Below are 26437 nucleotides of genomic sequence, written 5' to 3' on the forward strand. Positions count from 1 at the left end.
GTGAAGCGCCACCTCGTCTCCGCCGCCGATCTCACCCGCGACGACGCGCTGCTGATCCTGGACACCGCCGAGGAGCTGGCCCAGCTCTCCGGACGGGCCGTCAAGAAGCTGCCCACGCTGCGCGGCCGGACCGTCGTCAACCTCTTCTTCGAGGACTCGACCCGCACCAAGACCTCCTTCGAGGTCGCCGAGAAGCGGCTCTCCGCCGACGTCATCAACTTCTCCGCCAAGGGCTCCTCGGTCTCCAAGGGTGAGAGCCTCAAGGACACCGCGCTCACCCTCCAGGCGATGGGCGCCGACGCGGTCGTCGTCCGGCACCACGCCTCGGGCGCGCCGGCCCGTCTCGCCCAGTCCGACTGGCTGCACGGCAGCGTGATCAACGCCGGTGACGGCACCCACGAGCACCCCACCCAGGCCCTGCTCGACGCCTTCACCATGCGCCGCCACCTCAACGCCGGGCTGGGCCACGACCTCGCCGGGCGCCGGGTGACCATCGTCGGCGACATCCTGCACAGCCGGGTCGCCCGTTCCAACGTGCACCTGCTGACCACCCTCGGTGCCCAGGTGACCTTCGTCGCCCCGCCGACGCTGCTGCCGATCGGCATCGAGAACTGGCCCTGCGAGGTCAGCTACGACCTGGACCGCGTGCTCCCCAAGACGGACGCGGTGATGATGCTGCGGGTGCAGCGCGAGCGGATGAACGCCGCGTTCTTCCCGACCGAGCGCGAGTACAGCCGTCGCTACGGCCTGAACGGCACCCGGATGTCCCAGCTGCCCGAGCACGCCATCGTGATGCACCCCGGCCCGATGGTGCGCGGCATGGAGATCACCGCCGAGGTCGCCGACTCGCCGCGCTGCACCGTGGTCGAGCAGGTCGCCAACGGCGTGTCGGTCCGGATGGCCGTCCTGTACCTGCTGCTCGGGGGAGCCACCCTCAACGACGCCCGCACCGACTCCGTGGAGACCGCTCAGTGACCACCTACCTGATCCGCAACGCCCAGATCCTCGGCGGTGCCCCGCAGGACCTCCACCTCGCCGACGGTGTGATCAAGGCGATCGGCACCGACCTGGCGGTCGAGGCGGACATCGAGATCGAGGCCGGCGGCCTGATCGTGCTGCCCGGTCTCGTCGACCTGCACACCCACCTGCGCGAGCCCGGCCGCGAGGACGCCGAGACCGTGCTCACCGGCACCCGGGCCGCCGCGATGGGCGGCTTCACCGCCGTGCACGCGATGGCCAACACCACCCCGGTGGCCGACACCGCCGGCGTGGTCGAGCAGGTCTGGCGGCTCGGCCAGGAGGCCGGCTACTGCGACGTGCAGCCGGTCGGCGCCGTCACCGTCGGCCTGGAGGGCAACAAGCTCGCCGAGCTGGGCGCGATGCACGAGTCCGCCGCGAACGTGCGGGTCTTCTCCGACGACGGCAAGTGCGTGGACGGCGCGGTGCTGATGCGCCGCGCCCTGGAGTACGTCAAGGCCTTCGACGGCGTCGTCGCCCAGCACGCCCAGGAGCCGCGGCTCACCGAAGGCGCCCAGATGAACGAGGGCCAGGTCTCCGGCGAGCTCGGGCTCGGCGGCTGGCCGGCCGTCGCCGAGGAGTCGATCATCGCGCGGGACGTGCTGCTCGCCGCGCACGTCGGCTCCCGGCTGCACGTCTGCCACGTCTCCACCGCCGGTTCGGTCGAGATCATCCGCTGGGCCAAGGCCAAGGGCTGGGACGTCACCGCCGAGGTCACCCCGCACCACCTGCTGCTCACCGACGAGCTGGTCCGCTCCTACGACCCGGTCTACAAGGTCAACCCGCCGCTGCGCACCGCCGAGGACGTCCAGGCGCTGCGCAAGGCGCTCGCGGACGGCACCATCGACGCCGTCGCCACCGACCACGCGCCGCACCCGGACGAGGACAAGGACTGCGAGTGGGCCGTCGCCGCGATGGGCATGGTCGGCCTGGAGACCGCGCTGTCGGTCGTGCAGCAGACCATGGTGGACACCGGCCTGCTGAACTGGGAGGGCGTCGCCGACCGCATGTCGCACCGCCCGGCCCGGATCGGCCGTCTCGCCGGACAGGGCCGTCCCGTCTCGGTCGGTGAGCCGGCCAACCTGGTGCTGTTCGATCCCGCGTACCGTGGTGCCGTGAACCCGGACAGCTTCGCCACCCGTAGCCGCAACACCCCCTACAAGGGCCTTGACCTGCCCGGACGGGTGCACGCCACCTTCCTGCGCGGGCGCGCCACCGTGCTGGCCGGCGAGCTGGCCGAGCAGGGTGGGGCGGCGTGACCGGCCCGGCCGCGCTCGCCCAGGAGCAGGCCAAGGTCACCAACTGGCCCGGGTACATCGGCTGGGCCGTCGGCCTGCTGATCGTCATCGGGCTCGTCTACTGGCTGATGCGGCAGGGCTGGAACTGGCGGCGCACCCTCCAGTCCGGCATCCCGCCGCTGCCCGCCGTGCCGGCCGGCGCCGGGCGGACCATCCTGGAGACCAGCGGGCGGTACCACGGCTCCACCACCGCCGGGAACTGGCTCGACCGCGTCGTCGCGCACGGCCTGGGCACCCGCAGCCGCGCCGACCTCACCCTCGGCGAGGACGGCCTGCTGGTGCGGCGCCCCGGTGACGTCGACCTCTGGATCCCGGCCGGACACCTGACCGGTGCCCGCACGGACTCCGGGATCGCCGGCAAGGTCGTCCCGGCCGGGCTGCTCGTCGTCACCTGGACGCACGAGGGCACCGAGCTGGACTCGGGCTTCCGGGCCGACCACCCGGACGAGCACGCCGCCTGGGTCGAGGCGATCGCCCAACTCGCAACACGTACGAAGACGAAGACGGAAGAGGCCGCTCAATGACCGCACCTGCCCCCACCACGCAGCGCCGACGGCGGGAGCGCACCCCCGCCGTGCTCGTCCTGGAGGACGGCCGGACCTTCCGCGGCGAGGCCTACGGCGCGACCGGCGAGACCTTCGGCGAGGCCGTCTTCAACACCGGCATGTCCGGCTACCAGGAGACCCTCACCGACCCGTCGTACCACCGCCAGGTGGTCGTGATGACCGCCCCGCAGATCGGCAACACCGGCTGGAACGACGAGGACGACGAGTCCAAGCGGATCTGGGTCGCCGGGTACGTCGTGCGCGACCCCGCCCGGGTGGCGTCGAACTGGCGCTCCACCCGCTCGCTGGACGAGGAACTCGTCCGCCAGGGCGTCGTCGGCATCAGCGGCATCGACACCCGGGCGCTCACCCGCCACCTGCGCGAGCGCGGCGCGATGCGCTGCGGCATCTTCTCCGGCGAGGCGCTGACCGACCAGGCCGAACTGCTCGCCCGGGTGCAGCGGTCGCCCGAGATGAAGGGCGCCGACCTGTGCGCCGAGGTGGCCACCACCGAGGCGTACGTCGTGCCCGCGATCGGTCCCGGCGGCGAAGCCCTGCCCATCGGCACTGCGGAGTTCACCGTCGCCGCGCTGGACCTCGGCATCAAGGGGATGACCCCGCAGCGGATGGCCGAGCGCGGCATCGAGGTGCACGTGCTGCCGGCCAACTCCACCCTGGAGGACCTCTACGCGGTCCAGCCGGACGGCGTGTTCTTCTCCAACGGCCCGGGCGACCCGGCCACCGCCGACCACCAGGTCGCCGTCGCGCAGGGCGTGCTGGAACGCGGGACCCCGTTCTTCGGGATCTGCTTCGGCAACCAGATCCTCGGCCGCGCGCTGGGCTTCGGCACCTACAAGCTCAAGTACGGCCACCGCGGCATCAACCAGCCGGTGCAGGACCGCACCACCGGCAAGGTCGAGGTGACCGCGCACAACCACGGCTTCGCCGTGGACGCACCGCTGGACCGGGTGAGCGACACCCCCTTCGGGCGGGTCGAGGTCTCCCACGTCTGCCTCAACGACGACGTGGTCGAGGGCCTCCAGGCGCTCGACGTCCCCGCCTTCAGCGTGCAGTACCACCCCGAAGCGGCGGCCGGCCCGCACGACGCGGCCTACCTCTTCGACCGGTTCGTCGAGCTCATGCGAGGCGACGACAAGCACAGCGTGAAGCTCATGGAGGGCCAGCGTGCCTAAGCGCACTGACATCAAGTCCGTCCTGGTGATCGGGTCCGGCCCGATCGTGATCGGCCAGGCCGCCGAGTTCGACTACTCGGGCACGCAGGCCTGCCGCGTCCTCAAGGCCGAGGGCCTGCGGGTCGTGCTGGTCAACTCCAACCCGGCCACGATCATGACCGACCCGGAGATCGCCGACGCCACCTACGTCGAGCCGATCACCCCGGAGTTCGTCGAGCGGATCATCGCCAAGGAGCGCCCCGACGCGCTGCTGCCGACCCTCGGCGGGCAGACCGCGCTCAACACCGCGATCTCCCTGCACTCGGCCGGCACGCTGGAGAAGTACGGCGTCGAGCTGATCGGCGCCGACGTGGTGGCGATCAACAAGGGCGAGGACCGCCAGCTGTTCAAGGGCGTCGTCGAGGCGGTCAACGCCAAGATCGGCCACGGCGAGTCCGCCCGCTCGGTCATCTGCCACTCGATGGACGACGTGCTGGCCGGCGTCGACACGCTCGGCGGCTACCCGGTCGTCGTGCGCCCCTCCTTCACCATGGGCGGCGCCGGCTCCGGCTTCGCCCACGACGAGGAAGACCTGCGCCGCATCGCCGGCCAGGGCCTGGCCCTCTCGCCGACCACCGAGGTGCTCCTGGAGGAGTCCATCCTCGGCTGGAAGGAGTACGAGCTGGAGCTGATGCGCGACAAGAACGACAACGTCGTGGTCGTCTGCTCCATCGAGAACTTCGACCCGATGGGCGTGCACACCGGTGACTCGATCACCGTCGCCCCGGCGATGACCCTCACCGACCGTGAGTACCAGATCCTGCGCGACATCGGCATCGCCGTGATCCGCGAGGTCGGCGTCGACACCGGCGGCTGCAACATCCAGTTCGCCGTCAACCCCGACGACGGCCGGGTCATCGTCATCGAGATGAACCCGCGGGTGTCGCGCTCCTCCGCGCTGGCCTCGAAGGCGACCGGCTTCCCGATCGCCAAGATCGCCGCCAAGCTGGCCGTCGGCTACACGCTCGACGAGATCCCCAACGACATCACCGAGCAGACCCCGGCCTCCTTCGAGCCGGCCCTCGACTACGTCGTGGTGAAGGTCCCCCGGTTCGCGTTCGAGAAGTTCCCGAGCGCCGACGCCACGCTGACCACCACCATGAAGTCGGTCGGCGAGGCCATGGCCATGGGCCGCAACTTCCCCGAGGCGCTGCAGAAGGCGCTGCGCTCGCTGGAGAAGAAGGGCTCCCAGTTCTCCTGGACCGGCCCGGTCGGCGACAAGGCCGAGCTGCTGGTCAAGGCAGTCGTGCCGACCGACGGCCGGATCAACACCGTGATGCAGGCCATCCGGGCCGGCGCCACCCCGGAGGAGGTGTTCGAGGCCACCAAGATCGACCCGTGGTTCGTCGACCAGCTCTTCCTGCTCGACGAGATCGCCGGCGAGCTGACCGAGGCCGCCGAGCTCACCCCCGAGCTGCTGCGCCACGCCAAGCGGCACGGCTTCTCCGACCAGCAGATCGGCGAGATCCGCGGTCTGAAGCCGGACGTCGTCCGCGAGGTCCGGCACGCGCTCGGCATCCGCCCGGTGTTCAAGACCGTCGACACCTGCGCCGCCGAGTTCGCCGCCAAGACCCCGTACTTCTACTCGTCCTACGACGAGGAGAACGAGGTCGCCCCGCGCACCAAGCCGGCCGTGATCATCCTCGGCTCCGGCCCGAACCGCATCGGCCAGGGCATCGAGTTCGACTACTCCTGCGTGCACGCCTCCTTCGCGCTGGCCGACGCCGGGTACGAGACCGTGATGGTCAACTGCAACCCGGAGACCGTCTCCACCGACTACGACACCTCCGACCGGCTCTACTTCGAGCCGCTCACCCTGGAGGACGTGCTGGAGATCGTCCACGCCGAGCAGCAGGCCGGCCCGCTGGCCGGCGTGATCGTCCAGCTCGGCGGCCAGACCCCGCTCGGCCTGGCCCAGGCGCTCAAGGACAACGGCGTGCCGATCGTCGGCACCCAGCCCGAGGCGATCGACCTCGCCGAGGAGCGCGGCGCCTTCGGCCGCGTGCTGCGCGACGCCGGCCTGCCCGCCCCCAAGCACGGCACCGCCTTCTCCTTCGCCGAGGCCAAGGCCATCGCCGACGAGATCGGCTACCCGGTGCTCGCCCGCCCGTCGTACGTGCTCGGCGGCCGCGGCATGGAGATCGTCTACGACGAGGCCTCGCTCGCCTCCTACCTGGAGCGCCACGCCGGCCTGATCTCCGAGCACCCGGTGCTCATCGACCGCTTCCTCGACGACGCGGTGGAGATCGACGTCGACGCGCTCTACGACGGCACCGAGCTCTACCTCGGCGGCGTCATGGAGCACATCGAGGAGGCCGGCATCCACTCCGGCGACTCCGCCTGCGCGCTGCCCCCGATCACCCTCGGCGGCTACGACATCAAGCGCCTGCGCACCTCCACCGAGGCCATCGCGCGCGGCGTCGGCGTCCGCGGCCTGATCAACATCCAGTTCGCACTGGCCGGGGACATCCTGTACGTGCTGGAGGCCAACCCGCGCGCCTCCCGCACCGTGCCGTTCACCTCCAAGGCGACCGCCGTGCCGCTGGCCAAGGCCGCCGCCCGGATCTCGCTCGGCGCCACCATCGCCGAACTGCGGGCCGAGGGCCTGCTCCCGGCCGAGGGCGACGGCGGCACGCTGCCGGCCGACGCGCCGATCGCGGTCAAGGAGGCCGTGATGCCGTGGAGCCGCTTCCGCGACATCCACGGCCGCGGCGTGGACACCGTGCTCGGCCCGGAGATGCGCTCGACCGGCGAGGTCATGGGCATCGACAAGGTCTTCGGCACGGCCTACGCCAAGGCCCAGGCCGGCGCCTACGGCGCGCTGCCGACCAAGGGCAAGGTCTTCGTCTCGGTCGCCAACCGCGACAAGCGCAACCTGGTCTTCCCGGCCCGCGCGCTGGTCGGCCTCGGCTTCGAGGTGCTCGCCACCGCCGGCACCGCCGAGGTGCTGCACCGCGGCGGCATCCCGTCCACGCTGGTGCGCAAGCACAGCGAGGGCGAGGGCCCCAACGGCGAGCGGACCATCGTCCAGCTGATCCACGACGGTGAGGTCGACCTCATCATCAACACGCCGTACGGCACCGGCGGGCGCCTCGACGGCTACGAGATCCGCACCGCCGCCGTGTCCCGCGGCGTGCCCTGCCTGACCACGGTCCAGGCGATGGGCGCGGCCGTCCAGGGCATGGACGCGCTGCTGCGCGACGAGGTCGGGGTGATGTCGCTCCAGGAGCACGCCGCGCTGATCAACGCCGGCCGCAAGTAGCACCACCGCAGTGGGGGGCACCGAGGCCGGCCGGGTGCCCCCCACTTCCATGCCCTGATCCGGGTGCTCACGCCCAGATCCGGGCCCTGATCCGGGAGTTGGGTTTTTGTACAAGCTGCTGTTCGACCTCGTCTTCAAGAAGATGGACCCCGAGAAGGCCCACCACCTCGCCTTCTTCTGGATCCGGCTCGCCTCCTCGGTGCCCGGCCTGCGCACGCTGGTGCGGCTGGTGCTCGCCCCGCGTGACCGGGCGCTGCACACCACCGCCCTCGGCCTCGACCTGCCGGGGCCGTTCGGCCTGGCGGCCGGCTTCGACAAGAACGGCGTCGGCATCGACGGCCTGGCGATGCTCGGCTTCGACTACGTCGAGATCGGCACCATCACCGGCGAGCCCCAGCCGGGCAACCCGACGCCCCGGCTGTTCCGCCTGGTCGAGGACCGCGCGCTGATCAACCGGATGGGCTTCAACAACCAGGGCTCGGCCCGGGTCGCCGCGCGCCTCGCCGCCCGCCCGCACACCAGCTCCACCCCGGTGATCGGCGTCAACATCGGCAAGACCAAGGTGGTCGAGGAGGCCGACGCCGTCGCCGACTACGTCAAGTCCACCGAGCGGCTGGCCAAGTACGCCGACTACCTGGTCGTCAACGTCAGTTCGCCGAACACCCCCGGGCTGCGCAACCTCCAGGCCGTGGACCACCTGCGCCCGCTGCTCTCCGCCGTCCGCGAGGCCGCCGACCGCACCACCGCGCACCACGTCCCGCTGCTGGTCAAGATCGCCCCCGACCTGGCCGACGAGGACGTCGACGCGGTCGCCGACCTCGCCCTGGAACTGGGCCTGGACGGCATCATCGCCACCAACACCACGATCGGCCGCGAGGGCCTGCGCGCCGACGCCGTCCGGGTCGAGGAGATCGGCATGGGCGGCCTGTCCGGCGCCCCGCTCAAGGCCCGCGCCCTGGAGGTGCTCCAGCGCCTGCGCGCCCGGACCGGGGGCCGGCTGACGCTGGTCTCGGTCGGCGGCGTCGAGACCGCCGAGGACGCCTGGCAGCGGATCGTCCACGGCGCGGACCTCGTCCAGGGCTACAGCGCCTTCATCTACGAGGGCCCGTTCTGGTGCCGCCGGATCCACCGGGGCCTCTCCGCCCGGATCCGGGCCGCGGGCTTCCGCGACCTGGCCGCCGCCGTCGGCAGTGCCGTCGACGGCACCAGGGCCGCCTCCTGAACCACCGTGCGGCCCCGGCTCGTACGACGCCCCGTACGAGCCGCGCACGACCTCCCGTACGGCCTCCGTGCGGCCTCCCCACGACCTTCCGGAAGGACGACATGACCCTCGCCCCGTTCGGCGCCCGGCTGCGCCAGGCCCTCGACACCCGCGGCCAGCTCTGCGTCGGCATCGACCCGCACGCCTCCCTGCTCGCCGCCTGGGGGCTCGGCGACGACCTTGCCGGCCTGGAGACCTTCAGCCGCACCGTCGTCGAGGCGCTGGCCGACCGGGTGGCCGTGCTCAAGCCGCAGGCCGCCTTCTTCGAGCGCTTCGGCAGCAAGGGCGTCGCGGTGCTGGAGAAGTCCGTCGAGGAGGCCAGGGCGGCCGGCGCGCTGGTCCTGATGGACGCCAAGCGCGGCGACATCGGTTCCACCATGGCCGCCTACGCGGAGGCCTTCCTGTCGCCCGGCAGCCCGCTGTTCTCGGACGCCGTCACGGTCAGCCCGTACCTGGGCTTCGGCTCGCTGCGCCCGGCCCTCGACCTGGCCCGCGCGCAGGGCTGCGGCGTGTTCGCGCTGGCGCTCACCTCCAACCCGGAGGGCCACGAGGTGCAGCGGGCGGTCGGCGCGGACGGCGAGTCGGTCGCGGCCTCGGTGCTGCGGCAGCTGGCGGCGGAGAACGGCGACGCCGCCCCGCTGGGCTCCTTCGGCGCGGTCGTCGGCGCGACGCTCGCCGACGCGGGCGTGGAACTGGCCATCAACGGCCCGCTGCTGGCCCCCGGGATCGGCGCCCAGGGCGCGACGATGGCCGACCTGCCGCGGGTGTTCGGCGCCGCGGTGATCAACGTGGTGCCGAGCGTCAGCCGGGACGTGCTCAAGCACGGTCCGTCGGTGGCGGCCCTGCGCTCGGCGGCCGAGCGGTTCGTCGGCGAGTACGCGGACGCGGTGAAGTAGCGGCGATCGAGGGCGCGAGCGCGTAGCGGGGCGATGACCCTGCGCAGTGTGCGCAGCCCGGCGAGGGTCCCCGGACCTCCCCGGAGTTGACGTGAGCGCCGTCACATTGGCGGTGTCAAAGTTTCGCAATCGCGGTCATTTTGCCCTGGAAAGTCCTGGTCGGCCTTGGCTGACCAGGACTTTTCGTGTTCTTTTCCTGACGTGGCGCCGCAATCCGGGTAGTGTCCGGCGATAGGTCATCGGCGAGCCGCGAAACCCGTAGCTCCCGCAGGTCAAGGGCCCTCTGGTTCCCCTTGCGGACGGTGTCCTGGGATCCAAACCAGTCATAGCTCAATCCCTTCCTTCCACACCCTGAGGTGAACGGCGTGGCTCTTCCGCCCCTTACCCCTGAACAGCGCACCGCCGCGCTCGCCAAGGCCGCCGAGGCTCGCCGGGAGCGCGCCGAGGTCAAGAACCGGCTCAAGCACTCCGGCGCCTCCCTGCACGAGGTGATCAAGGCCGGAAAGGCCGAGAACGACGTCATCGGCAAGATGAAGGTCTCCGCACTGCTGGAGTCCCTTCCCGGCGTCGGCAAGGTCCGTGCCAAGCAGATCATGGAACGCCTCGGCATCAGCGAGAGCCGGCGCGTCCGCGGCCTCGGTACGAACCAGATCGCCTCCCTGGAGCGGGAGTTCGGCGGCGGTGCCGCCTGACCGTGCCCCGTGGTCCCGGGACCGTCCGCGATCCGGGATAATCGGTGCATGAGTGAGCGTCCGCGGCTGACCGTGCTCTCCGGCCCTTCGGGGGTCGGCAAGAGCACGGTCGTCGCTCATATGAGGAAGCAGCACCCCGAGGTCTGGCTCTCGGTGTCGGCGACGACCCGGCACCCGAGGCCGGGCGAGCAGAACGGGGTCCAGTACCACTTCGTCGACAACGACGAGTTCGACAAGCTGATCGCCAACGGCGAGCTGCTGGAGTGGGCCGTCTTCGCCGGCAACCGCTACGGCACCCCGCGCTCGGCGGTGCTGGAGAAGCTGGAGCGCGGCGAGCCCGTCCTGCTGGAGATCGACCTCCAGGGCGCCCGCCAGGTGCGCGAGTCGATGCCCGAGGCGCAGCTGGTCTTCCTGGCCCCGCCGAGCTGGGACGAGCTGGTCCGACGGCTGACCGGTCGGGGCACGGAGTCGCAGGACGTGATCGCGAAGCGGCTGGAGGCGGCCAAGGTCGAGCTCGCGGCCGAGCCCGAGTTCGACACGACCCTTGTCAACACCTCCGTCGAGCAGGTAGCGGCCGAACTGCTAGCCTTGCTCGGTGTAGCCTGACCTGTCTGTCTTTTCCACCCTTTCGGAAGGTTTTCGCGTGTCCTCTTCCATGACCGCGCCCGAGGGCATCATCAACCCGCCGATCGACGAGCTGCTTGAGGCCACCGACTCCAAGTACAGCCTCGTGATCTACGCCGCCAAGCGCGCGCGCCAGATCAACGCGTACTACTCCCAGCTCGGTGAGGGCCTGCTCGAGTACGTCGGCCCGCTGGTCGACACCCACGTGCACGAGAAGCCGCTGTCGATCGCGCTGCGCGAGATCAACGCGGGCATGCTGACCGCCGAGGCGATCGAAGCCGCCTGAGGCGGTCTCCGAAGCTTGTGGAAGGGCCCGGCGGAATCGTTTCCGCCGGGCCCTTCGGCGTTCCCGGGGGCTGTGGGATCGACCACGGTGCGCGCGGTGGCTGAGGGGCCGTAGGGTGTGCACGTCCCAGGAGTGGAGGAGAGCGGGAGTATGAGCGCGACTTCGGACCGGAGCGGGTCGGCGGACGCGCCGCGCGTCGCCCTCGGCGTCAGCGGCGGCATCGCCGCCTACAAGGCGTGCGAGCTGCTCCGCCGGTTCACCGAGTCCGGCCACCAGGTCACCGTGGTGCCCACCGAGGCGGCGCTGCACTTCGTCGGCGAGGCCACCTGGGCCGCGCTCTCCGGCCGCCCGGCCGCCACCGAGACCTGGGAGCGCGTGCACGAGGTGCCGCACGTGCGGATCGGCCAGCAGGCCGACCTGGTCGTGGTCGCCCCCGCCACCGCCGACCTGATCGCCAAGGCCGCCCACGGCCTCGCCGACGACCTGCTCACCAACACCCTGCTCACCGCCCGCTGTCCGGTCGTCCTGGCGCCCGCCATGCACACCGAGATGTGGGAGCACCCCGCCACCCGGGACAACGTCGCCACGCTGCGCCGCCGGGGCGTGATCGTGCTGGAGCCGGCCGTCGGGCGGCTCACCGGCAAGGACACCGGCAAGGGGCGGCTGCCCGAGCCGTCCGCGATCTTCGACGCCTGCCGGGCCGTGCTGCGCCGGGGCGGGGCCGCCCCGACCGACCTGGCGGGCCGACACGTGGTGGTCTCGGCCGGCGGCACCCGCGAGCCGCTGGACCCGGTGCGCTTCCTGGGCAACCGCTCCTCCGGCAAGCAGGGCTACGCGCTCGCCGTGACGGCCGCGGCCCGTGGGGCGCGCGTGACGTTGGTCTCGGCCAACGCGGAGCTCGCCGACCCGGCCGGGGTCGACGTGGTGCACGTCTCGACCGCGCTGGAGCTGCGCGAGGCGGCGCTGAAGGCGGCCGCGTCGGCCGACGCCGTGGTCATGGCCGCGGCCGTGGCGGACTTCCGGCCCGCCGAGTACGCCAGCGGCAAGATCAAGAAGGTCGAGGGGGTCGAGCCGGCGCCGGTCGCCCTCGTCCGCAACCCCGACGTCCTGGCCGAGCTGGCGGCGCACCGCGCCCGTTCGGGCCAACTCGTGGTGGGTTTCGCGGCGGAGACCGACGACGTGCTCGCCAACGGCCGCGCCAAGCTCGCCCGCAAGGGCTGCGACCTGTTGGTCGTCAACGAGGTGGGCAACGGCAAGGCCTTCGGGACGGACGTCAACGAGGCCGTGGTACTGGGCTCGGACGGCAGTGAGACGGCCGTTCCGGTGGGCCCGAAGGAGGCGTTGGCGGACGTGGTCTGGGACCTGGTCGTGAAGCGGCTGGAAACGATCGGCGGCTGATCAAGCCCTGCTGGAGATCGGTCGCGATTTCCGGAAGCGGGTGACGTTCGGCGGAGGCATCCCGTTAGACTCCAGGAATCAAGTCTTTCCGGATGTCCCCGGTTCGCCGGGGGCCTTCAGTCAGCAGCCGCTGCAACCCCAGGGAGCGCTGTGTCTCGCCGCCTGTTCACCTCGGAGTCCGTCACCGAGGGACACCCCGACAAGATCGCTGACCAGATCAGCGACACCATCCTTGACGCTCTCCTCCGGGAGGACCCGACCTCCCGGGTCGCCGTGGAGACGCTCATCACCACCGGCCAGGTGCACGTGGCCGGCGAGGTGACCACCAAGGCGTACGCGCCGATCGCCCAGCTCGTCCGGGACAAGATCCTGGAGATCGGCTACGACAGCTCCAAGAAGGGCTTCGACGGCGCCTCCTGCGGCGTGTCGGTGTCCATCGGCGCGCAGTCGCCCGACATCGCCCAGGGCGTCGACACCGCGTACGAGGCTCGGGTCGAAGGCGACGAGGACGACCTGGACAAGCAGGGCGCCGGCGACCAGGGCCTGATGTTCGGCTACGCGTCCGACGAGACGCCCGAGCTGATGCCGCTGCCGATCACCCTCGCGCACCGCCTCTCGCGCCGCCTGACCGAGGTCCGCAAGAACGGGACCATCCCGTACCTGCGCCCCGACGGCAAGACCCAGGTCACCATCGAGTACGACGGCGACAAGGCCGTCCGCCTCGACACCGTGGTGGTCTCCACCCAGCACGCCAGTGACATCGACCTGGAGTCGCTGCTCACCCCGGACATCCGCGAGTTCGTGGTCGAGCCCGAGCTGAAGGCGCTCGCCGAGCAGGGCATCAAGCTGGTCACCGAGGGCTACCGCCTGCTGGTGAACCCGACCGGCCGCTTCGAGATCGGCGGCCCGATGGGCGACGCCGGCCTCACCGGCCGCAAGATCATCATCGACACCTACGGCGGCATGGCCCGCCACGGTGGCGGCGCCTTCTCCGGCAAGGACCCGTCCAAGGTCGACCGCTCGGCCGCGTACGCGATGCGCTGGGTGGCGAAGAACATCGTCGCCGCCGGCCTCGCCCGCCGCGCCGAGGTGCAGGTCGCGTACGCGATCGGCAAGGCCGAGCCCGTGGGCCTGTTCGTCGAGACCTTCGGCACCGAGACCGTGCCGGTGCTGACCATCCAGAAGGCCGTCACCGACGTCTTCGACCTGCGCCCGGCCGCGATCATCCGCGACCTGGACCTGCTGCGCCCGATCTACTCCCAGACCGCGGCGTACGGCCACTTCGGCCGTGAGCTGCCCGAGTTCACCTGGGAGCGCACCGACCGGGTGGAGCAGCTGAAGGCGGCCGTGAAGGACTGAACGGCCTGATCGTCCGGAAGCGGCGCCTACCCCCGGGCGGGGTGGGCGCCGCTTCTGTGCGTTCTGTCGGTGTGACCTGGTAGTACTGGGAGCGATGAGCAGCACAGGGGAGACGGAGAACACGGAGAACGGGGCCGAGCCGGAGCAGCTGGCGTTCATCCGGGAGACGGTCAAGCGGGCCAAACCCCGGACGTGGCGCGGCGCCAAGCGGGCCGAGCACCTGCCGGTGGCCCGGGTCGTGGTGGACAAGGGCGTGCTCACCATCGACAAGTTCTTCGACTACGAGGTGCCGGCCGCGATGGCCGAGGAGGCCCGCCCGGGCGCCCGGGTGCGGGTGCGCTTCGGCGCGCGCGTGGTGAAGGGCCAGCGCGAGGGCGGGGAACTGCACGACGGGTTCATCGTCGCCCGGTTGGAGAAGAGCGACTTCCCCGGCCCGCTCGCCCCGCTCGCCCAGGTGCTGTCGCCCGAGCCCGTGCTCACCCCCCAGCTGCTCCGGCTCTGCCGGACCGTCGCCGACCGCTACGCCGGCACCCTCGCCGACGTCCTCCAACTGGCCGTCCCGCCCCGCCACGCCAAGGCCGAGGCCGAGGCCTCGCCGCCGGCGCTCCCGCGCCCCCCGGCCCCCGCCCCCGGGGGCTGGCAGCGCTACCCGGCCGGGCCCGACTTCCTCGCCGCGCTGGCCGACGGCGGCTCGCCGCGCGCCGTCTGGGCGGCGCTGCCCGGCCCCGGCTGGCCGTACGAGATCGCGCGCGCCGTCGCCGCCACGCTGGCGGGCGGGCGCGGCGCGCTCGTCGTGCTGCCCGAGGGGCGGTCGGTGGCCCGGGTCGACCAGGCGCTCACCGAACTGCTCGGCGCGGGGCGGCACGTGGCCCTGGAGGCCGACCTCGGCCCGCGCGAGCGCTACCGGCGCTGGCTGGCGGTGAGTCGCGGCTCGGTGCACGCCGTGATCGGCACCCGCGCCACCATGTTCGCGCCGGTGCGCGACCTCGGGCTGGTCGTCGTCTGGTCCGACGGCGACAACAGCCACAGCGACCCGCGCGCCCCGCACCCGCACGTGCGCGAGGTCGCGCTGCTGCGCGCCGCCGACGAGGGCGCGGCCGTGCTGCTCGGCGGCCACGCCGTCACGGTGGAGGGCGCGCAGCTGGTCAGCACCGGGTGGGCCCGCCCGCTGACCGCCGACCGGGAGACCGTGCGCCGGATCGCGCCGCGGGTGCGGACCGTCACCGACCAGGACCAGCACCGCGACGGCGCCGCCCAGGCCGCCCGGCTGCCCTCGGTGGCCTGGGAGGCCGCCCGGGAGTCGCTGGCCGCCGGGCGCCCGGTGCTCATCCAGGTGCCCCGGCGCGGCTACGTGCCCCGGCTGTCCTGCGGGCGCTGCCGCACCCCCGCCCGGTGCCGGCGGTGCGAGGGCCCGCTGGAGGCGCCCGCGGCCGACGCCGCGCTGAACTGCGGCTGGTGCGGGGAGGCGGAGACGGACTGGCACTGCCCCGAGTGCGGCTCGTTCCGGCTGCGCGCCCAGGTGGTCGGCGCCCGGCGCACGGCGGAGGAACTGGGCAAGGCGTTCCCGCGCATCCCGGTGCGCACCTCCGGGCGGGACGCGGTGCTGGCCACCGTCCCGGACGAGCCGTCGCTGGTGATCTCCACGCCCGGTGCGGAGCCGGTGGTGGACGGTGGTACCGGGTACGGGGCCGCGCTGCTGCTGGACGGCTGGGCGCTGCTCGGCCGGCCCGACCTGCGGGCCGGGGAGGAGACGCTGCGGCTCTGGTTGACGGCCGCCGCGCTGGTCCGGTCCGCCGAGGAGGGCGGCTCGGTGGTCGTGGTCGCCGAGCCGTCGGCGCGGCCGGTGCAGGCCCTGGTCCGCTGGGACCCGCTGGGCCACGCCGGGCTGGAACGCGACGAGCGGGCGCAGCTGCACTTCCCGCCGGTGTCGCGGATGGCGTCGGTCAGCGGCAGCCCGGCGGCCGTGGCCGACCTGCTGGGGCTGATCCGGCTGCCCTCGGAGGCGGACGTGCTCGGGCCGGTACCGGCCCCGGCCCTGCGCGGGGAGGAACAGGAGCGCGCGCTGCTGAGGGTGCCGCCCGGGCAGGGGGCGGCGCTGGCGGCGGTCCTCAAGGCGGCGCAGATCGCGCGGATCGCGCTGCGGACGCCGGAGGCGGTACGGGTGCGGGTGGATCCGACCGACATCGGGTGAGGCCGGCGGGGGCGGGGTGAGTGGCCACCCCGCCCCGGATGGCGCTGGTCGGACGGCGGCGTCAGCCGCGCAGCGGGATGCCGGTGCGGTCGACCGGGGTGCGCTCGGGGGTGGTGCGGTCGACCGGGGGGCGGTCGAGGGGGCCGCGTTCCGGGGTGGTGCGGTCGAGCGCGGTGCGCTCCAGGGTGCCGCGCTCCAGGGCGGTGCGGTCGAGGTTGCCGCGCTCCAGGGCGGTGCGGTCGAGGCTGCTGCGGTCCAGGCCGCCCTGGCGGGCCGCCGGGACGGTCGCCGCCAGGCCGCCGGACGGCGCGGCGGGCAGTTCCTCCGAGCGGTCCGGGCGGCTCTGGCCCGGGACGGCGCCGCTGGCGGCGAGGAGTTCGCTGGTCGGGCGGCGCATCCCGTACCGGCGGTGCACGGCCTGCTTGGTGACCCCGAGGGCCGAGCCCACCGAGTCCCAGGAGAAGCCCAGCGCCCGGTCGAACTCGACCGCCGCCGCGACCAGGGTCTCCACGCTCTCCCTCAGCTCCTGCGCCAGGCGCACGGTCGGCGCGGGCGCCCGCCCGTACACGACGAAGCCGGCCGACGTGCTGGGCCGGCGCGGACGGTAGACGTTGCCCAACTGGGCGGTGAGCGTCCGCAGCGCGTCGACCTGCCGCCTCACCCGCTCGATGTCCCGCACCAGCAGGTGCAGGCTCGCCCGCGCCCGGGCGTCGTGGTTGATCTGCTCGGCCATGGCCTACGTGCCACCTTCCGTACGGTTCGGCTCGGCCGGGGCGCGGTGTCCCGTGCGCCCGGCCCCGGTCAATCTCACTTGACCAACGCCGAAGCGGGGGCCGGGGTAACGCCGCCGGGCACACTCGGGATATGCCAGAAGCCGGTGCCGGGGTGGGGGAGGGGCGTTCGGGGCGGTGTGAGGAGCCGGGTGAGGGCATGGGCGGCGGGCGCGGTGCGTTGCATAGACTTGCCGGGAACCCGTAGTTGCCCGCAGCCCCGCACCCTCGACGGACAGGAGCCCGTACCCGTGGCGATCCAGCCGATCCGGCTCTTCGGAGACCCCGTCCTGCGGGCCACCGCCCAGCCGGTGACCACGTTCGACAAGGAACTGCGCACCCTGGTCGGCGACCTCACCGAAACCATGCTCAACGCCCCCGGCGCCGGCCTCGCCGCGCCCCAACTCGGCGTCTCCCTGCGGGTGTTCACCTACCACGTGGACGGTGTCACCGGGCACCTGATCAACCCGGACCTGTCGCTGACCGAGGAGGAGCAGGACGGCCCCGAGGGCTGCCTCTCGCTGCCCGGACTGCGCTACGACACCAAGCGCGCCTACGGCGTGGTCGCCAAGGGCTTCACCATGTACGGGGATCCGGTCACCCTGGAGGGCACCCAGCTGCTCGCCCGCTGCATCCAGCACGAGACCGACCACCTCGACGGCATCATCTTCATCGACCGGCTCGACCGCGAGCAGCGCAAGGCCGCGCTGAAGGCGATCCGTGACACCGACTGGGGCGGCGCGCCCGCGCCGGTCGTCAAGGTCTCCCCGCACAGCACGTTCGGCGCCGCGCGCTGAACCCTCTGATCTCCAACGTTCTTTTGCAGAAAGGCACTTGATGCGTCTCGTCTTCGCCGGCACCCCCGAGGTCGCCGTTCCCGCCCTGGACGCCCTGCTCGCCTCCGACCGGCACGAGGTCGTCGCGGTGGTCACCCGCCCCGACGCCCCCGCCGGGCGAGGGCGCAAGCTGGTCGCCAGCCCCGTCGCCCAGCGCGCCGAGGAGGCCGGGATCGAGGTCCTCAAGCCGGCGAAGCCCAGCGACCCGGAGTTCGTCGCCCGGCTCACCGAACTCGCCCCCGACTGCTGCCCGGTGGTCGCCTACGGCGCACTGCTGCGCCCCGGCACCCTGGAGATCCCCAAGCACGGCTGGGTCAACCTGCACTTCTCGCTGCTGCCCGCCTGGCGCGGCGCGGCCCCCGTCCAGCACGCCGTGCTGGCCGGCGACGAGGTCACCGGCGCGGCCACCTTCCTGATCGAGCAGGGCCTGGACTCCGGTCCGGTCTACGGCGTGATCACCGAGGAGATCCGCCCGACCGACACCAGCGGCGAACTGCTCACCCGCCTCTCGGTGTCCGGCGCGCGCCTGCTCACCGCCACCATGGACGGCATCGAGGACGGCTCCCTGCACGCCCTCCCGCAGCCGGCCGAGGGCGTCACGCTCGCCCCGAAGATCACCGTCGAGGACGCGCGCGTCGAGTGGAGCCACCCCGCCCTGCGGATCGACCGCGTGGTGCGCGGCTGCGCCCCGGCGCCCGGCGCCTGGACGGAGTTCCGCGGCGAGCGGCTGAAGATCACCGGGCCGGTGAAGCTGCTGACCGACTCGTCCGCCCTGGCGCCCGGGGAGCTGGCCGTGGTCGGCAAGAACAGCGTGCGGGTCGGGACGGGCAGCCACGAGGTCGAACTCGGGGAGGTCCGCCCGCAGGGGAAGAAGGAGATGCGGGCGGCGGACTGGGCGCGCGGGGCGCGGCTGGAGTCCGGGGAGCGCTTCGGCTCCGAGGGCTGAGGCTCAGGTTTAGCGTTACTGTTCGTCCAATAACCACTGATAATCCTCTGATAACCACCGATAACCACCGCAGCACCTTGAGGCACCCTGTGACCACCCCCAGCGCCCAGCGCGCCCCCCGCCCGCACCGCCGCCCGAAGAAGGACCCGGCCCGGATCGTCGCGTTCCGCGCGCTGCGCGCCGTCGACGAGCGCGACGCGTACGCCAACCTGATCCTGCCGTCGCTGCTCCGCGAAGCCGAGCAGAAGGGCATGGACCGGCGCGACGCCGCCCTCGCCACCGAGCTCGTCTACGGCACCCTGCGCCTTCAGGGCACCTACGACGCGATCATCGCCGCCTGCATCGACCGGCCGCTCGGCAAGGTCGACCCGCCGGTCCTGGACGTGCTCTCGCTCGGCGCCCACCAGCTGCTCACCACCCGCATCCCCAGCCACGCGGCGGTCTCGGCCACCGTCGAGCTGGCCCGGGTGGTGCTCGGCGACGGCAAGGCCAAGTTCGTCAACGCCGTCCTGCGCCGGATCAGCGCCCACGACCTGGACGCCTGGATCGAGAAGGTCGCCCCGCCGTACGAGAAGGACGCCGAGGACCACCTCGCCGTCGTCCACTCGCACCCGCGCTGGGTCGTCTCCGCGCTCTGGGACTCGCTCGGCCGCTGGCAGCCCGACGCCTCCGGGCGCAGCGCCCTGGAGGACCTGCTGCGCGCCGACAACGCCCGGCCCGAGGTGACCCTCGTCGCCCGCCCCGGCCGGGTCGACGTCGGCGAACTCGCCGACGCGCTGCCCGAGGCCGAGCCCGGCCGCTGGTCCCCGTTCGCGCTGCGGCTCGCCGAAGGCGGCGACCCGGGCTCGCTGGAGGCCGTCCGGGACAACCGGGCGGGCGTCCAGGACGAAGGCAGCCAGCTGGTCGCCCTCGCCCTGGCCAACGCCCCGCTGGACGGCCCGGACCGGCTCTGGCTGGACGGCTGTGCCGGCCCCGGCGGCAAGGCCGCGCTGCTCGCGGCGCTGGCCGCCGAACGCGGCGCCGGGCTGGTCGCGAGCGAGAAGCAGCCGCACCGCGCGCGGCTGGTCGCCCGGGCGCTGGAGGGCAACCCCGGCCCGTACGCGGTGATCACCGCGGACGGCACCCGCCCGGCCTGGCGCTCCGGAGGCTTCGACCGGGTGCTGGTCGACGTGCCGTGCTCCGGCCTGGGCGCCCTGCGCCGCCGCCCGGAGGCGCGCTGGCGCCGCCGCCCCGCCGACGTCGCGGCCTTCGGCCCGCTCCAGCGGGACCTGCTGCGCTCGGCGATCGACGCCGCCCGGGTCGGCGGGGTGGTCGGGTACGCGACCTGCTCGCCGCACCTCGCGGAGACCCGGGCCGTCGTGGACGACGTGCTGCGGGCCGAGGGCGGCCGGGTCGAGTGGATCGACGCGCGCCCGCTGCTGCCCGGCGTCCCCGCGCTCGGGGACGGGCCGGACGTGCAGCTCTGGCCGCACCTGCACGGGACGGACGCGATGTACCTGGCGCTGCTGCGGCGGACGGCGTGATCCGGTGATCCGGTGATCCCGTGATCCGGGGGGACTGGGGAGGGCGGTGCGCTCAGCCGGGTGAGGGGGGCTGCGGCCGGGCGGGCGTGGGCCCGGGGAGGTCGGTGAGGAGGGCGTGGGCCTGGGCGCGGAGGCAGTCGACCGGGGGGTCCTCGCAGATCACCTCCAGGCCGAGCCCGCTCGCCTGCCCGAAGTGGTAGTACGACTGGTAGGCGAGGTAGGGGCGGTGGCCGTCGGTGGGGTCCAGCCCGACGGCGAGCGTCGCGAAGTGGGTGCGCTCGTTCTCGGTGCGCTCGAACTCCGTCCGGGAGAGCCGCCATTCGAACTCGTACGGCTCCGGATCGGACGGCAGGTCCAGCAGCGCCTGGGCGAGCCGGCGGACGTCGTCCGGCCCGGCGAACGGGAGCGACTCGGACCAGCGGGGCGCGGCGGCGAGCAGCTCCCAGCCGTCGCCGTTGCGGCTGACGGACAGTGCCCACTCGCCGTCCTGGTCGTGCCAGTGGCAGCTGAGGATCGGATCCATGGTGGTCAACCTCCCTGTGAGGCTTGGCCGTTCGGCTCTCCCCATCGTGGCACACCGGACCGCCGAAGGGAGCCGGGCGGCCGGCGGTGGGCGGGGGCGCGCGGGGCTTTCGGGCCGAGGGCGGGGGCCGGGGTGGTCAGTCGGTGGCCGGGGTCGGCGCGGGGTGCCAGGGGCGGTCGGCGCGGGTCGGGCGGGCCGCGGCGGTGAGGCGCAGGGCGTACACCTCGCGGTCGGTGGCCGGGTGCGGGACGGGGCCGAGGTAGTCGTGGCCGGTCAGGTGGCACCAGGCGGGCAGGTCGAGGGGGGCGGCAGGGTCGGTGGTGTGGATGTGCACCACCGCGCCGGCGGGCAGGTCGGCGATCCGGGCGCGCAGTCGCAGCAGCAGTTGGACGCAGAGCAGGCCGGTGCCGTCGACGGTCAGGTCGGGGGCGGGTTCCTGGCCGGGCTGCTGTCCGGGGGTGTGGGTCATGGGGTTGCTGCCCTTCGCGGTGGTGCGGCGGTGCCGGGGTGCAGGGGTGCCGGGCTCAGCCTAGGCGCCGGGACGGTGCGGTACGCGGCGCCGTTCGGGATCTGGCGGTTTCGTAGTCCGACAGTCCGACAGTCCGACGGTTCAACAGTCCGTTAGTCGCGGGCTGTGGCCGCCCCCGGCCGCTGGTCGGGGGCGGTGCCGCCGAGGCGGGTGAGCAGGACGGCGAGGCGGTCGAGGTCGTCGGGGCTCCACTGGTCGGCCGCGAAGAGGTCGGCGGCGACCTTCCGGGCCGTGTACAGCATCTCGGCGAGCCGGTCGCGGCCGGTCGGCGTCAGGGCCGCGTAGGCGACCCGGGCGTCGCGGGCCGCCGCCTCCCGGCTCACCAGGCCGATCCGCTCCAGCGGTGCCAGTCCGCGGGTGACGCCCGAGGCGGTGAGGCCGAGGGCCTCGGCGAGGTCGACCCGGCGCATCCGGCCGCCGGGGGCGTGGCCGAGGTGGAGCAGCAGGGTGAAGTCGGACAGGCTCACGCCGTGCAGGCCGCCGAGGCTCGCGTCGAAGCGCTTGGCCACGGCCGCCTGGGCGCGGACCAGCCGCAGGGCGGTGTCCAGCGGGTCGGGTCGGGTGCCCGGGTCGGCCTGTTGGTCGACCTGTGGGTTCGTGTGCGGGTCGGCGTGCGGATCTGTCATTGCTACCTCCTTGACTACTCAAGCATACCGGTGCGGCGAGCCGTCAAGGAGGTAGCGGGAGGGGGGAGGGGGCTAGCCGGCGTTGGCGGCGCGGCGCTGCCGCTTGCCGAGCGGTGCCTGCGAGAGGTCCTCGGCCTGGGACCGCAGGTTCTTGTAGCCGTAGCCGCGCTCGGCCAGCCAGGCCCGTGCCGCCTGCTCGGCCCGCTCGGCCGCCGCCAGGATGTCCTCCTCCGCCTCGCCCGAGTCGAGGAAGCGGAAGGTGAAGGCGGCCCGCGCGCCGAGGTCGTAGCTGAGGTGTCCCTCGCGGGTGAAGGCCGCGCGCAGCACGTCGTGTTCGGGCGCGCGGGCGAGGAGTTCGGCGTGCTGCTCGACGCTGAGGTCGTCGAAGACGCCGCGCACCATGATGCGGAAGGTTCGAGTGGTCATCCCCCGACCATAGGCAGGACGGACGGCCGACCGCCAACCCGATTTCGTGCCGCTCGCTGGTCGACAGTGGGTTCCCGGGCGGACCTAGGCGCGTCTGCCGGGCAGGCGGGTGCAGACGGTGCCGGAGGCGAGCGGGGCCGGTTCGGCCTTGAGGGCGTCGAGGGTGAAGTCCGTGGTGAGGGCGCTGATGTCGGCGGTCTGCCGGATGAGGTAGTGGTTGGCGCCGGGGGCTTCGTAGCGGGCGAGGTCGGGGACGACCGGGCGGGCCCGCAGGGCGTATTCGAGGGACTGGTTGGCGTTGGCGGCGCTGTGGTCGCCGGTGCCGTGGACGATCAGGACGCGTCGGCCGGCGAGGTGGTCGACGGGGTCGCCGCTGGGCAGCCAGGGCGCGATGCCGGCGACGCCGACGACGTTCGGGTGCCCGGCGCACCAGAAGGCGGCGCGCCCGCCGAGGGAGTTGCCGATGAGGACGACGGGTACGTCGCCGTAGCGGCGGGCGAGTTCGTCGAGGGCCCAGCGGGTGTCGACGGCGGTGTCGGCGTCGGCGCCGTTCCAGCCGCTGTAGCGGTAGCGCAGCAGGTGGACGGCGAGGCCGTGCGGGCGGCCGCGGTCGGCGAGTTCGGCGGTGAGGTTGCGCAGGCCCAGTTCGGCGACCTTCAGCGGTCCGCGCCGGCTGCGCAGGAACCCGCCGGGCAGTAGCAGGGCGACGCCGTCGACCCGCCCCGTCCCGTCGTCGCCGAGTCGTGGGGTCAGTTGTGCGGTGCGCGGCCGCTGCGCCTGGAACACGCGAAATCCCTCCCTGGTGTCTACCTCCGGATTCTACGGTTCGGCGGGCGGGTCGCGGTGCGCGTGCAGGGGCCGCAGGGCCCAGCCGGTGGCGCGGGTGCGGGGCCCCCGTGGGCCCGGCCTGGCGGGCGGGGGGAGGGCGTTGGGTGGGCGGGCCAACTCGCCTGCGGGTGCGAGGCGTTGGGGCGAGGTCAGGAGCGGCGGCCCGGCTGGTCGCCGCCGCCGGTGGAGCGGCTCCGGCCGGAGAGCAGTTCCTGCATGCTCGGGAGCTTCCGGCGCTGCGAGCCGGTCTGCGAGCCGGTCTGCGGGCCGCTCTGAAAGCCGGTTTGCGTGCCGGCGGGCGGGGCGATCGAGCGGCGGGGTTCGGGGGCCGGGCCGAGGCCGGCCTTGGCGGCCGCGTCGGCGAGGAAGTCGGAGGCCTGGCGGCGGGCGTTGTCGACCGTGCGGCGCAGGCTCTCGGCGTCGTTGCGCAGCTTGTCGGTCTGCCGGCGCAGCAGGTCGGTGCGCTGTTCGGCCTCGGTGAGCTGCTTGAGGCTGGCCGCCGCCCGGGCGGCGGCCTCCCGTTCGAGCTCCTCGCCACGTTGCTGGGCTTCGGCGACGATCTGTTGTGCCCGGGCCTCGGCGCGGGCCCGCTGGTCGGCGAGGTCCTGGTCGAGCCGGCGGCGCCGCTGGGCGATGCTGGTCTCGAATTGCAGCGCGACCTGGGCGGCCTGGTCGCGGGTGCGCTGGAACAGCGCGTCCGCTTCCTGCCGGCGGGCGAGGACGTACGGGTCCTCCTCGGCGGCGGGGACGTCCCGGACGGTGGCGTGGTAGCCGGCCGGGGGTCGTTCGGCCTGCTCGGCGAGGTGGATCAGGCGTTCGGCGACCTGGTCGGCGTGCGGCGGCCGTCGGTCGGGGTCCTTGGCGAGCAGTTCGAGGACGAGGGTGTCGACGTCGGCGGGCAGGCCGGGCCGGAGGGTGCCGGGGGCGGCCGGGTGGACCTCGCCGTGCTGGCGGATGAGTTCGTAGAGGGTGCCGCGGAACGGGGTGCGGCCGGTGAGGAGTTCGTACAGGAGGCAGCCGAAGGCGTAGAGGTCGGAGCGGGCGTCGAGGCCGCCGCTGTCGAAGCGTTCGGGGGCCATGTAGGCGGGGGTGCCGACGATGACGTTGGTGCTGGTGATGCCGTCGTCGGCGGTGCCGACCCGGGCGATGCCGAAGTCGACGACCTTGACCTCCCCGGACGACTGGATCATCACGTTGGCCGGCTTGACGTCCCGGTGGACGACGCCGGCCCGGTGCGCGGTGGCGAGGGCCTGGGAGATCTGGACGGCCCAGGTGAGGGCCTGGCGCAGGGGCAGCGGTCCGTCGCCGAGGTGGCGGCTGAGCGGGGCGCCGTCGAGCAGTTCCATGACCAGGAAGTAGAGCGGCCGGCCGGCCTCGTCGTGCCGGCCGAAGTCGTGCACGGTGACGATGGACGGGTGGTTGAGCGCGCCGGCGGTGGCCACCTCGCGGACGAACCGGGCCGCGTCCTTGGGGGTGTTGTTGCTGCCCGGGAGCATCACCTTGACGGCGACGAGCCGTTGGATCCGCGCGTCGCGGGCCTTCCAGACCGCGCCGAAGGCGCCCTCGCCGATCTGCTCGACCAGCTCGTACCGCCCGTCGAGTACGTCGCCCGGCTGCATCCCCGCCCCTTTCACGCCCCCGGTGCCGCGCCCCGGCCCCCGGGTCAACCTACCGTCCGTCGCCGGGGCCGGGAGTTTTCCGTTGTCTTTGTTCAGGATCGAGCCAGGCTCTGCGATCATCCGATGATCGTCGTTCGTGCGTGGGCGGCGCTTGACGGGGGAGTGACCGACATGGCCGAGGGGCCCGTGGACAGTGCCGCCGGGGCCGGGCGGGCCCGCAGGTCCGTCCGCCTCGCCAGGGGCGGGTTCGCCATGGACAAGGAGGCCTGGATGGTGGTCTCCGGCGGGGTGCTGGGGGCCATGTTCGCGAGCATGGGCCTGGCCGTGCTGATCGGGCCGTCCCAGGGGTACGGCGGCGAGAGCCTCGACATCATGGGCATCGTCAGCATCCTCGGCCTGATGCCCTGCGGGGCCGGCCTGCTGTGGGCGCTGCTCCACCCCCGGCGCGGCCTCCCCGCGGTCGCCGTGGGGATCCTGTTCGGGCTCGCCGCGTTCGTCTCCTTCGCCGGGACCGGCCTCAACGACGCCTGGGAGGCGCCGCTGGACCGGCCGTCGTCGATCCGCGCCGTCGGCAGCTGGACCAGCGGGGACGTGGTGGTGCGGGTCCGGCCCGACCAGGTGGTGGCCTACCGCGGCACCACCGGGCAGGTCGCGTGGCGGTGGACGCCGCCGGGCGAGGACTCCGTCTGCGCCATGAGCCGCGGGACGGGCCACGGCCTCGGACTGCTCGGCCACTCCCCGCACGACCGGCCGTGCGCGGCGGTGACGGCGCTCAACCTCGCCGACGGCAAGGCCGCCTGGACCGCCGCGGCGGACGCGCCCGGCCGCGTCGGGGACACGGCGGCGCCCGATCTGCTCGCCGTCGCCGGGGACGAGGCCGTCCTCCAGGAGCGGACCGGCTGGCGCGCGGTGCACCTGGCCGACGGGCGCGCTTCCTGGCGCGGCGACGCGGACGCCGGCTGCTCGCCGTTGCAGGTGGCGGGCGGGGCGGCGGAGGTGGTGACGGTCGCGCAGTGCGGCGACGCCGCGCCGGTGCTGCGGTCGCTGGCCCCGGCGGACGGGCGGGAGCGGACCCGGGTCGCCCTGCCGGTCACGGGCGGGCTGAAGGACGTCGCGGTGGTCTCCACCGAGCCCCTCGCGGTCTGGGTCGACGCGCAGGGCGAGCGCGGGACGCACGCCGTGCTCAGCTTCGACGGGGCGGGGCGGCAGCGGGCGTCGATCCCGGTCGCGGGGGACGAGTACGACCTCGACGTCATGCTGGGCGGCGCCCACGCGTACGACGCGTTCGCCGCCCGCCCGCTGTTCGGCGGGGTGGTCGTCGGCGACCAGCTGATCGTCCCCGGCGAGAAGCCGGACGACGTCCGGATCAGCGGGGGGAAGAACCCCAGCCGCATCGCCACCGGGCGCCTGGTCGCCTACTCGCTCGCCGACGGCGGTAAGCGCTGGACGTCCGGGCTGGACGACCAGGTGACGGGGCTGCTGGTGGACGGCGCGTCGGTGTGGGCGCTGACCCGGGACAAGCTGACCCGGGTCGACGCCGCGACCGGGCGGAAGAGCAGTGAACTGGACGTCAACGACTCCAAGTCCGTCCACCCGGTGGACCTGTCGGTCTCCGGGCCCGGCCGGTTCACGGTGGTGGCGGAGGACGGCACGCGGGACGAGCCGCCGGCTCGGGGCATGGGCTGAGCTTGCGGGGCGCTTGATCGCCCGTTGTTCGTCACGCTCGGTCACGGCCACGGCCCGGGGGTGC

General features: G+C 73.4%; 23 protein-coding genes and 1 pseudogene. 17 read left to right on the top strand and 7 right to left on the bottom strand.

Annotated elements, in window-relative coordinates; all coding sequences use genetic code 11:
- From AC07AL_RS17270 to AC07AL_RS17330, 13 genes are all read left to right on the top strand, one after another.
- Entirely contained in the window at positions 1–975 is a 975-nt protein-coding gene (locus AC07AL_RS17270) for an aspartate carbamoyltransferase catalytic subunit (protein WP_363583140.1), read from the top strand.
- Positions 972–2276 (top strand): dihydroorotase, encoded by a 1305-nt coding sequence (locus AC07AL_RS17275; protein WP_478317738.1) that lies wholly within the window; start codon positions 972–974, stop codon positions 2274–2276. The genes AC07AL_RS17270 and AC07AL_RS17275 overlap by 4 nt, the downstream gene beginning before the upstream one ends.
- On the top strand, positions 2273–2839 hold the full coding sequence (locus AC07AL_RS17280; protein ID WP_363583142.1) for a PH-like domain-containing protein: 567 nt from the start codon (positions 2273–2275) through the stop codon (positions 2837–2839). Before AC07AL_RS17275 ends, AC07AL_RS17280 begins: the two co-directional genes overlap by 4 nt.
- Entirely contained in the window at positions 2836–4053 is a 1218-nt protein-coding gene (gene carA, locus AC07AL_RS17285) for a glutamine-hydrolyzing carbamoyl-phosphate synthase small subunit (protein ID WP_363583144.1), read from the top strand. Before AC07AL_RS17280 ends, carA begins: the two co-directional genes overlap by 4 nt.
- The gene (gene carB, locus AC07AL_RS17290) at positions 4046–7354 is read left to right on the top strand and encodes a carbamoyl-phosphate synthase large subunit (RefSeq protein WP_363583146.1); all 3309 of its coding nucleotides are present in this window, start codon (positions 4046–4048) and stop codon (positions 7352–7354) included. Before carA ends, carB begins: the two co-directional genes overlap by 8 nt.
- Positions 7355–7460: 106 nt before the next feature.
- A complete protein-coding gene (locus AC07AL_RS17295; RefSeq protein WP_400803556.1) occupies positions 7461–8576 on the top strand; it encodes a quinone-dependent dihydroorotate dehydrogenase in 1116 nt (371 codons plus the stop codon).
- Between the two features lie 101 nt (positions 8577–8677).
- A complete protein-coding gene (gene pyrF / locus AC07AL_RS17300; RefSeq protein ID WP_350877835.1) occupies positions 8678–9511 on the top strand; it encodes an orotidine-5'-phosphate decarboxylase in 834 nt (277 codons plus the stop codon).
- A gap of 365 nt (positions 9512–9876) precedes the next feature.
- A complete protein-coding gene (gene mihF / locus AC07AL_RS17305) occupies positions 9877–10203 on the top strand; it encodes an integration host factor, actinobacterial type (RefSeq protein ID WP_063346755.1) in 327 nt (108 codons plus the stop codon).
- A 48-nt stretch (positions 10204–10251) separates the two neighbouring features.
- On the top strand, positions 10252–10809 hold the full coding sequence (gene gmk, locus AC07AL_RS17310; RefSeq protein WP_350877834.1) for a guanylate kinase: 558 nt from the start codon (positions 10252–10254) through the stop codon (positions 10807–10809).
- Positions 10810–10846: 37 nt separating this feature from the next.
- Entirely contained in the window at positions 10847–11113 is a 267-nt protein-coding gene (gene rpoZ / locus AC07AL_RS17315) for a DNA-directed RNA polymerase subunit omega (protein ID WP_030240625.1), read from the top strand.
- Between the two features lie 150 nt (positions 11114–11263).
- Complete coding sequence (coaBC, locus tag AC07AL_RS17320) at positions 11264–12511, top strand: bifunctional phosphopantothenoylcysteine decarboxylase/phosphopantothenate--cysteine ligase CoaBC (RefSeq protein WP_400803551.1); 1248 nt, start codon at positions 11264–11266, stop codon at positions 12509–12511.
- Between the two features lie 150 nt (positions 12512–12661).
- Positions 12662–13870, top strand: coding sequence for a methionine adenosyltransferase (gene metK / locus AC07AL_RS17325; protein ID WP_350877833.1), 1209 nt, complete (start codon positions 12662–12664; stop codon positions 13868–13870).
- Between the two features lie 94 nt (positions 13871–13964).
- Positions 13965–16061, top strand: a complete 2097-nt coding sequence (locus AC07AL_RS17330; RefSeq protein WP_478317739.1) for a primosomal protein N' — start codon at positions 13965–13967, stop codon at positions 16059–16061.
- A gap of 191 nt (positions 16062–16252) precedes the next feature.
- Here the strand turns inward: AC07AL_RS17330 and AC07AL_RS17335 are convergent.
- Positions 16253–16794 (bottom strand): annotated as a pseudogene (locus tag AC07AL_RS17335) (hypothetical protein); the annotation flags it as partial.
- A 288-nt stretch (positions 16795–17082) separates the two neighbouring features.
- Here AC07AL_RS17335 and def point away from each other — a divergent pair.
- The 3 genes from def (at position 17083) to AC07AL_RS17350 (ending at position 20136) form a co-directional block, all read left to right on the top strand.
- Entirely contained in the window at positions 17083–17628 is a 546-nt protein-coding gene (gene def / locus AC07AL_RS17340) for a peptide deformylase (RefSeq protein WP_063346750.1), read from the top strand.
- 40 nt (positions 17629–17668) lie between these two features.
- Complete coding sequence (gene fmt, locus AC07AL_RS17345; RefSeq protein ID WP_363583154.1) at positions 17669–18613, top strand: methionyl-tRNA formyltransferase; 945 nt, start codon at positions 17669–17671, stop codon at positions 18611–18613.
- 89 nt (positions 18614–18702) lie between these two features.
- On the top strand, positions 18703–20136 hold the full coding sequence (locus AC07AL_RS17350) for an RsmB/NOP family class I SAM-dependent RNA methyltransferase (RefSeq protein ID WP_363583156.1): 1434 nt from the start codon (positions 18703–18705) through the stop codon (positions 20134–20136).
- Positions 20137–20188: 52 nt separating this feature from the next.
- Here AC07AL_RS17350 and AC07AL_RS17355 read toward each other — a convergent pair whose 3' ends face one another.
- From AC07AL_RS17355 to AC07AL_RS17380, 6 genes are all read right to left on the bottom strand, one after another.
- Positions 20189–20659 carry a hypothetical protein gene (locus tag AC07AL_RS17355; protein WP_363583158.1) on the bottom strand — a complete coding sequence of 157 codons (471 nt, stop codon included), beginning with the start codon at positions 20657–20659 and terminating at the stop codon, positions 20189–20191.
- Positions 20660–20795: 136 nt separating this feature from the next.
- A complete protein-coding gene (locus AC07AL_RS17360; protein ID WP_363583160.1) occupies positions 20796–21128 on the bottom strand; it encodes a sulfurtransferase TusA family protein in 333 nt (110 codons plus the stop codon).
- A gap of 152 nt (positions 21129–21280) precedes the next feature.
- Positions 21281–21814, bottom strand: coding sequence for a MarR family winged helix-turn-helix transcriptional regulator (locus AC07AL_RS17365; protein WP_363583162.1), 534 nt, complete (start codon positions 21812–21814; stop codon positions 21281–21283).
- 72 nt (positions 21815–21886) lie between these two features.
- Positions 21887–22240: a DUF6204 family protein gene (locus AC07AL_RS17370; RefSeq protein ID WP_363583164.1), complete on the bottom strand. Its 354-nt coding sequence runs from the start codon at positions 22238–22240 to the stop codon at positions 21887–21889.
- A gap of 84 nt (positions 22241–22324) precedes the next feature.
- Positions 22325–23026 carry an alpha/beta fold hydrolase gene (locus AC07AL_RS17375; protein ID WP_363583166.1) on the bottom strand — a complete coding sequence of 234 codons (702 nt, stop codon included), beginning with the start codon at positions 23024–23026 and terminating at the stop codon, positions 22325–22327.
- Between the two features lie 191 nt (positions 23027–23217).
- The gene (locus AC07AL_RS17380; protein ID WP_363583168.1) at positions 23218–24687 is read right to left on the bottom strand and encodes a serine/threonine-protein kinase; all 1470 of its coding nucleotides are present in this window, start codon (positions 24685–24687) and stop codon (positions 23218–23220) included.
- A 171-nt stretch (positions 24688–24858) separates the two neighbouring features.
- Here AC07AL_RS17380 and AC07AL_RS17385 point away from each other — a divergent pair, with 171 nt between their 5' ends.
- Positions 24859–26373, top strand: a complete 1515-nt coding sequence (locus AC07AL_RS17385; protein WP_400843207.1) for an outer membrane protein assembly factor BamB family protein — start codon at positions 24859–24861, stop codon at positions 26371–26373.
- Positions 26374–26437 lie beyond the last annotated feature (64 nt).

The sequence above is a fragment of the Kitasatospora sp. NPDC043949 genome, assembly GCF_056435365.1.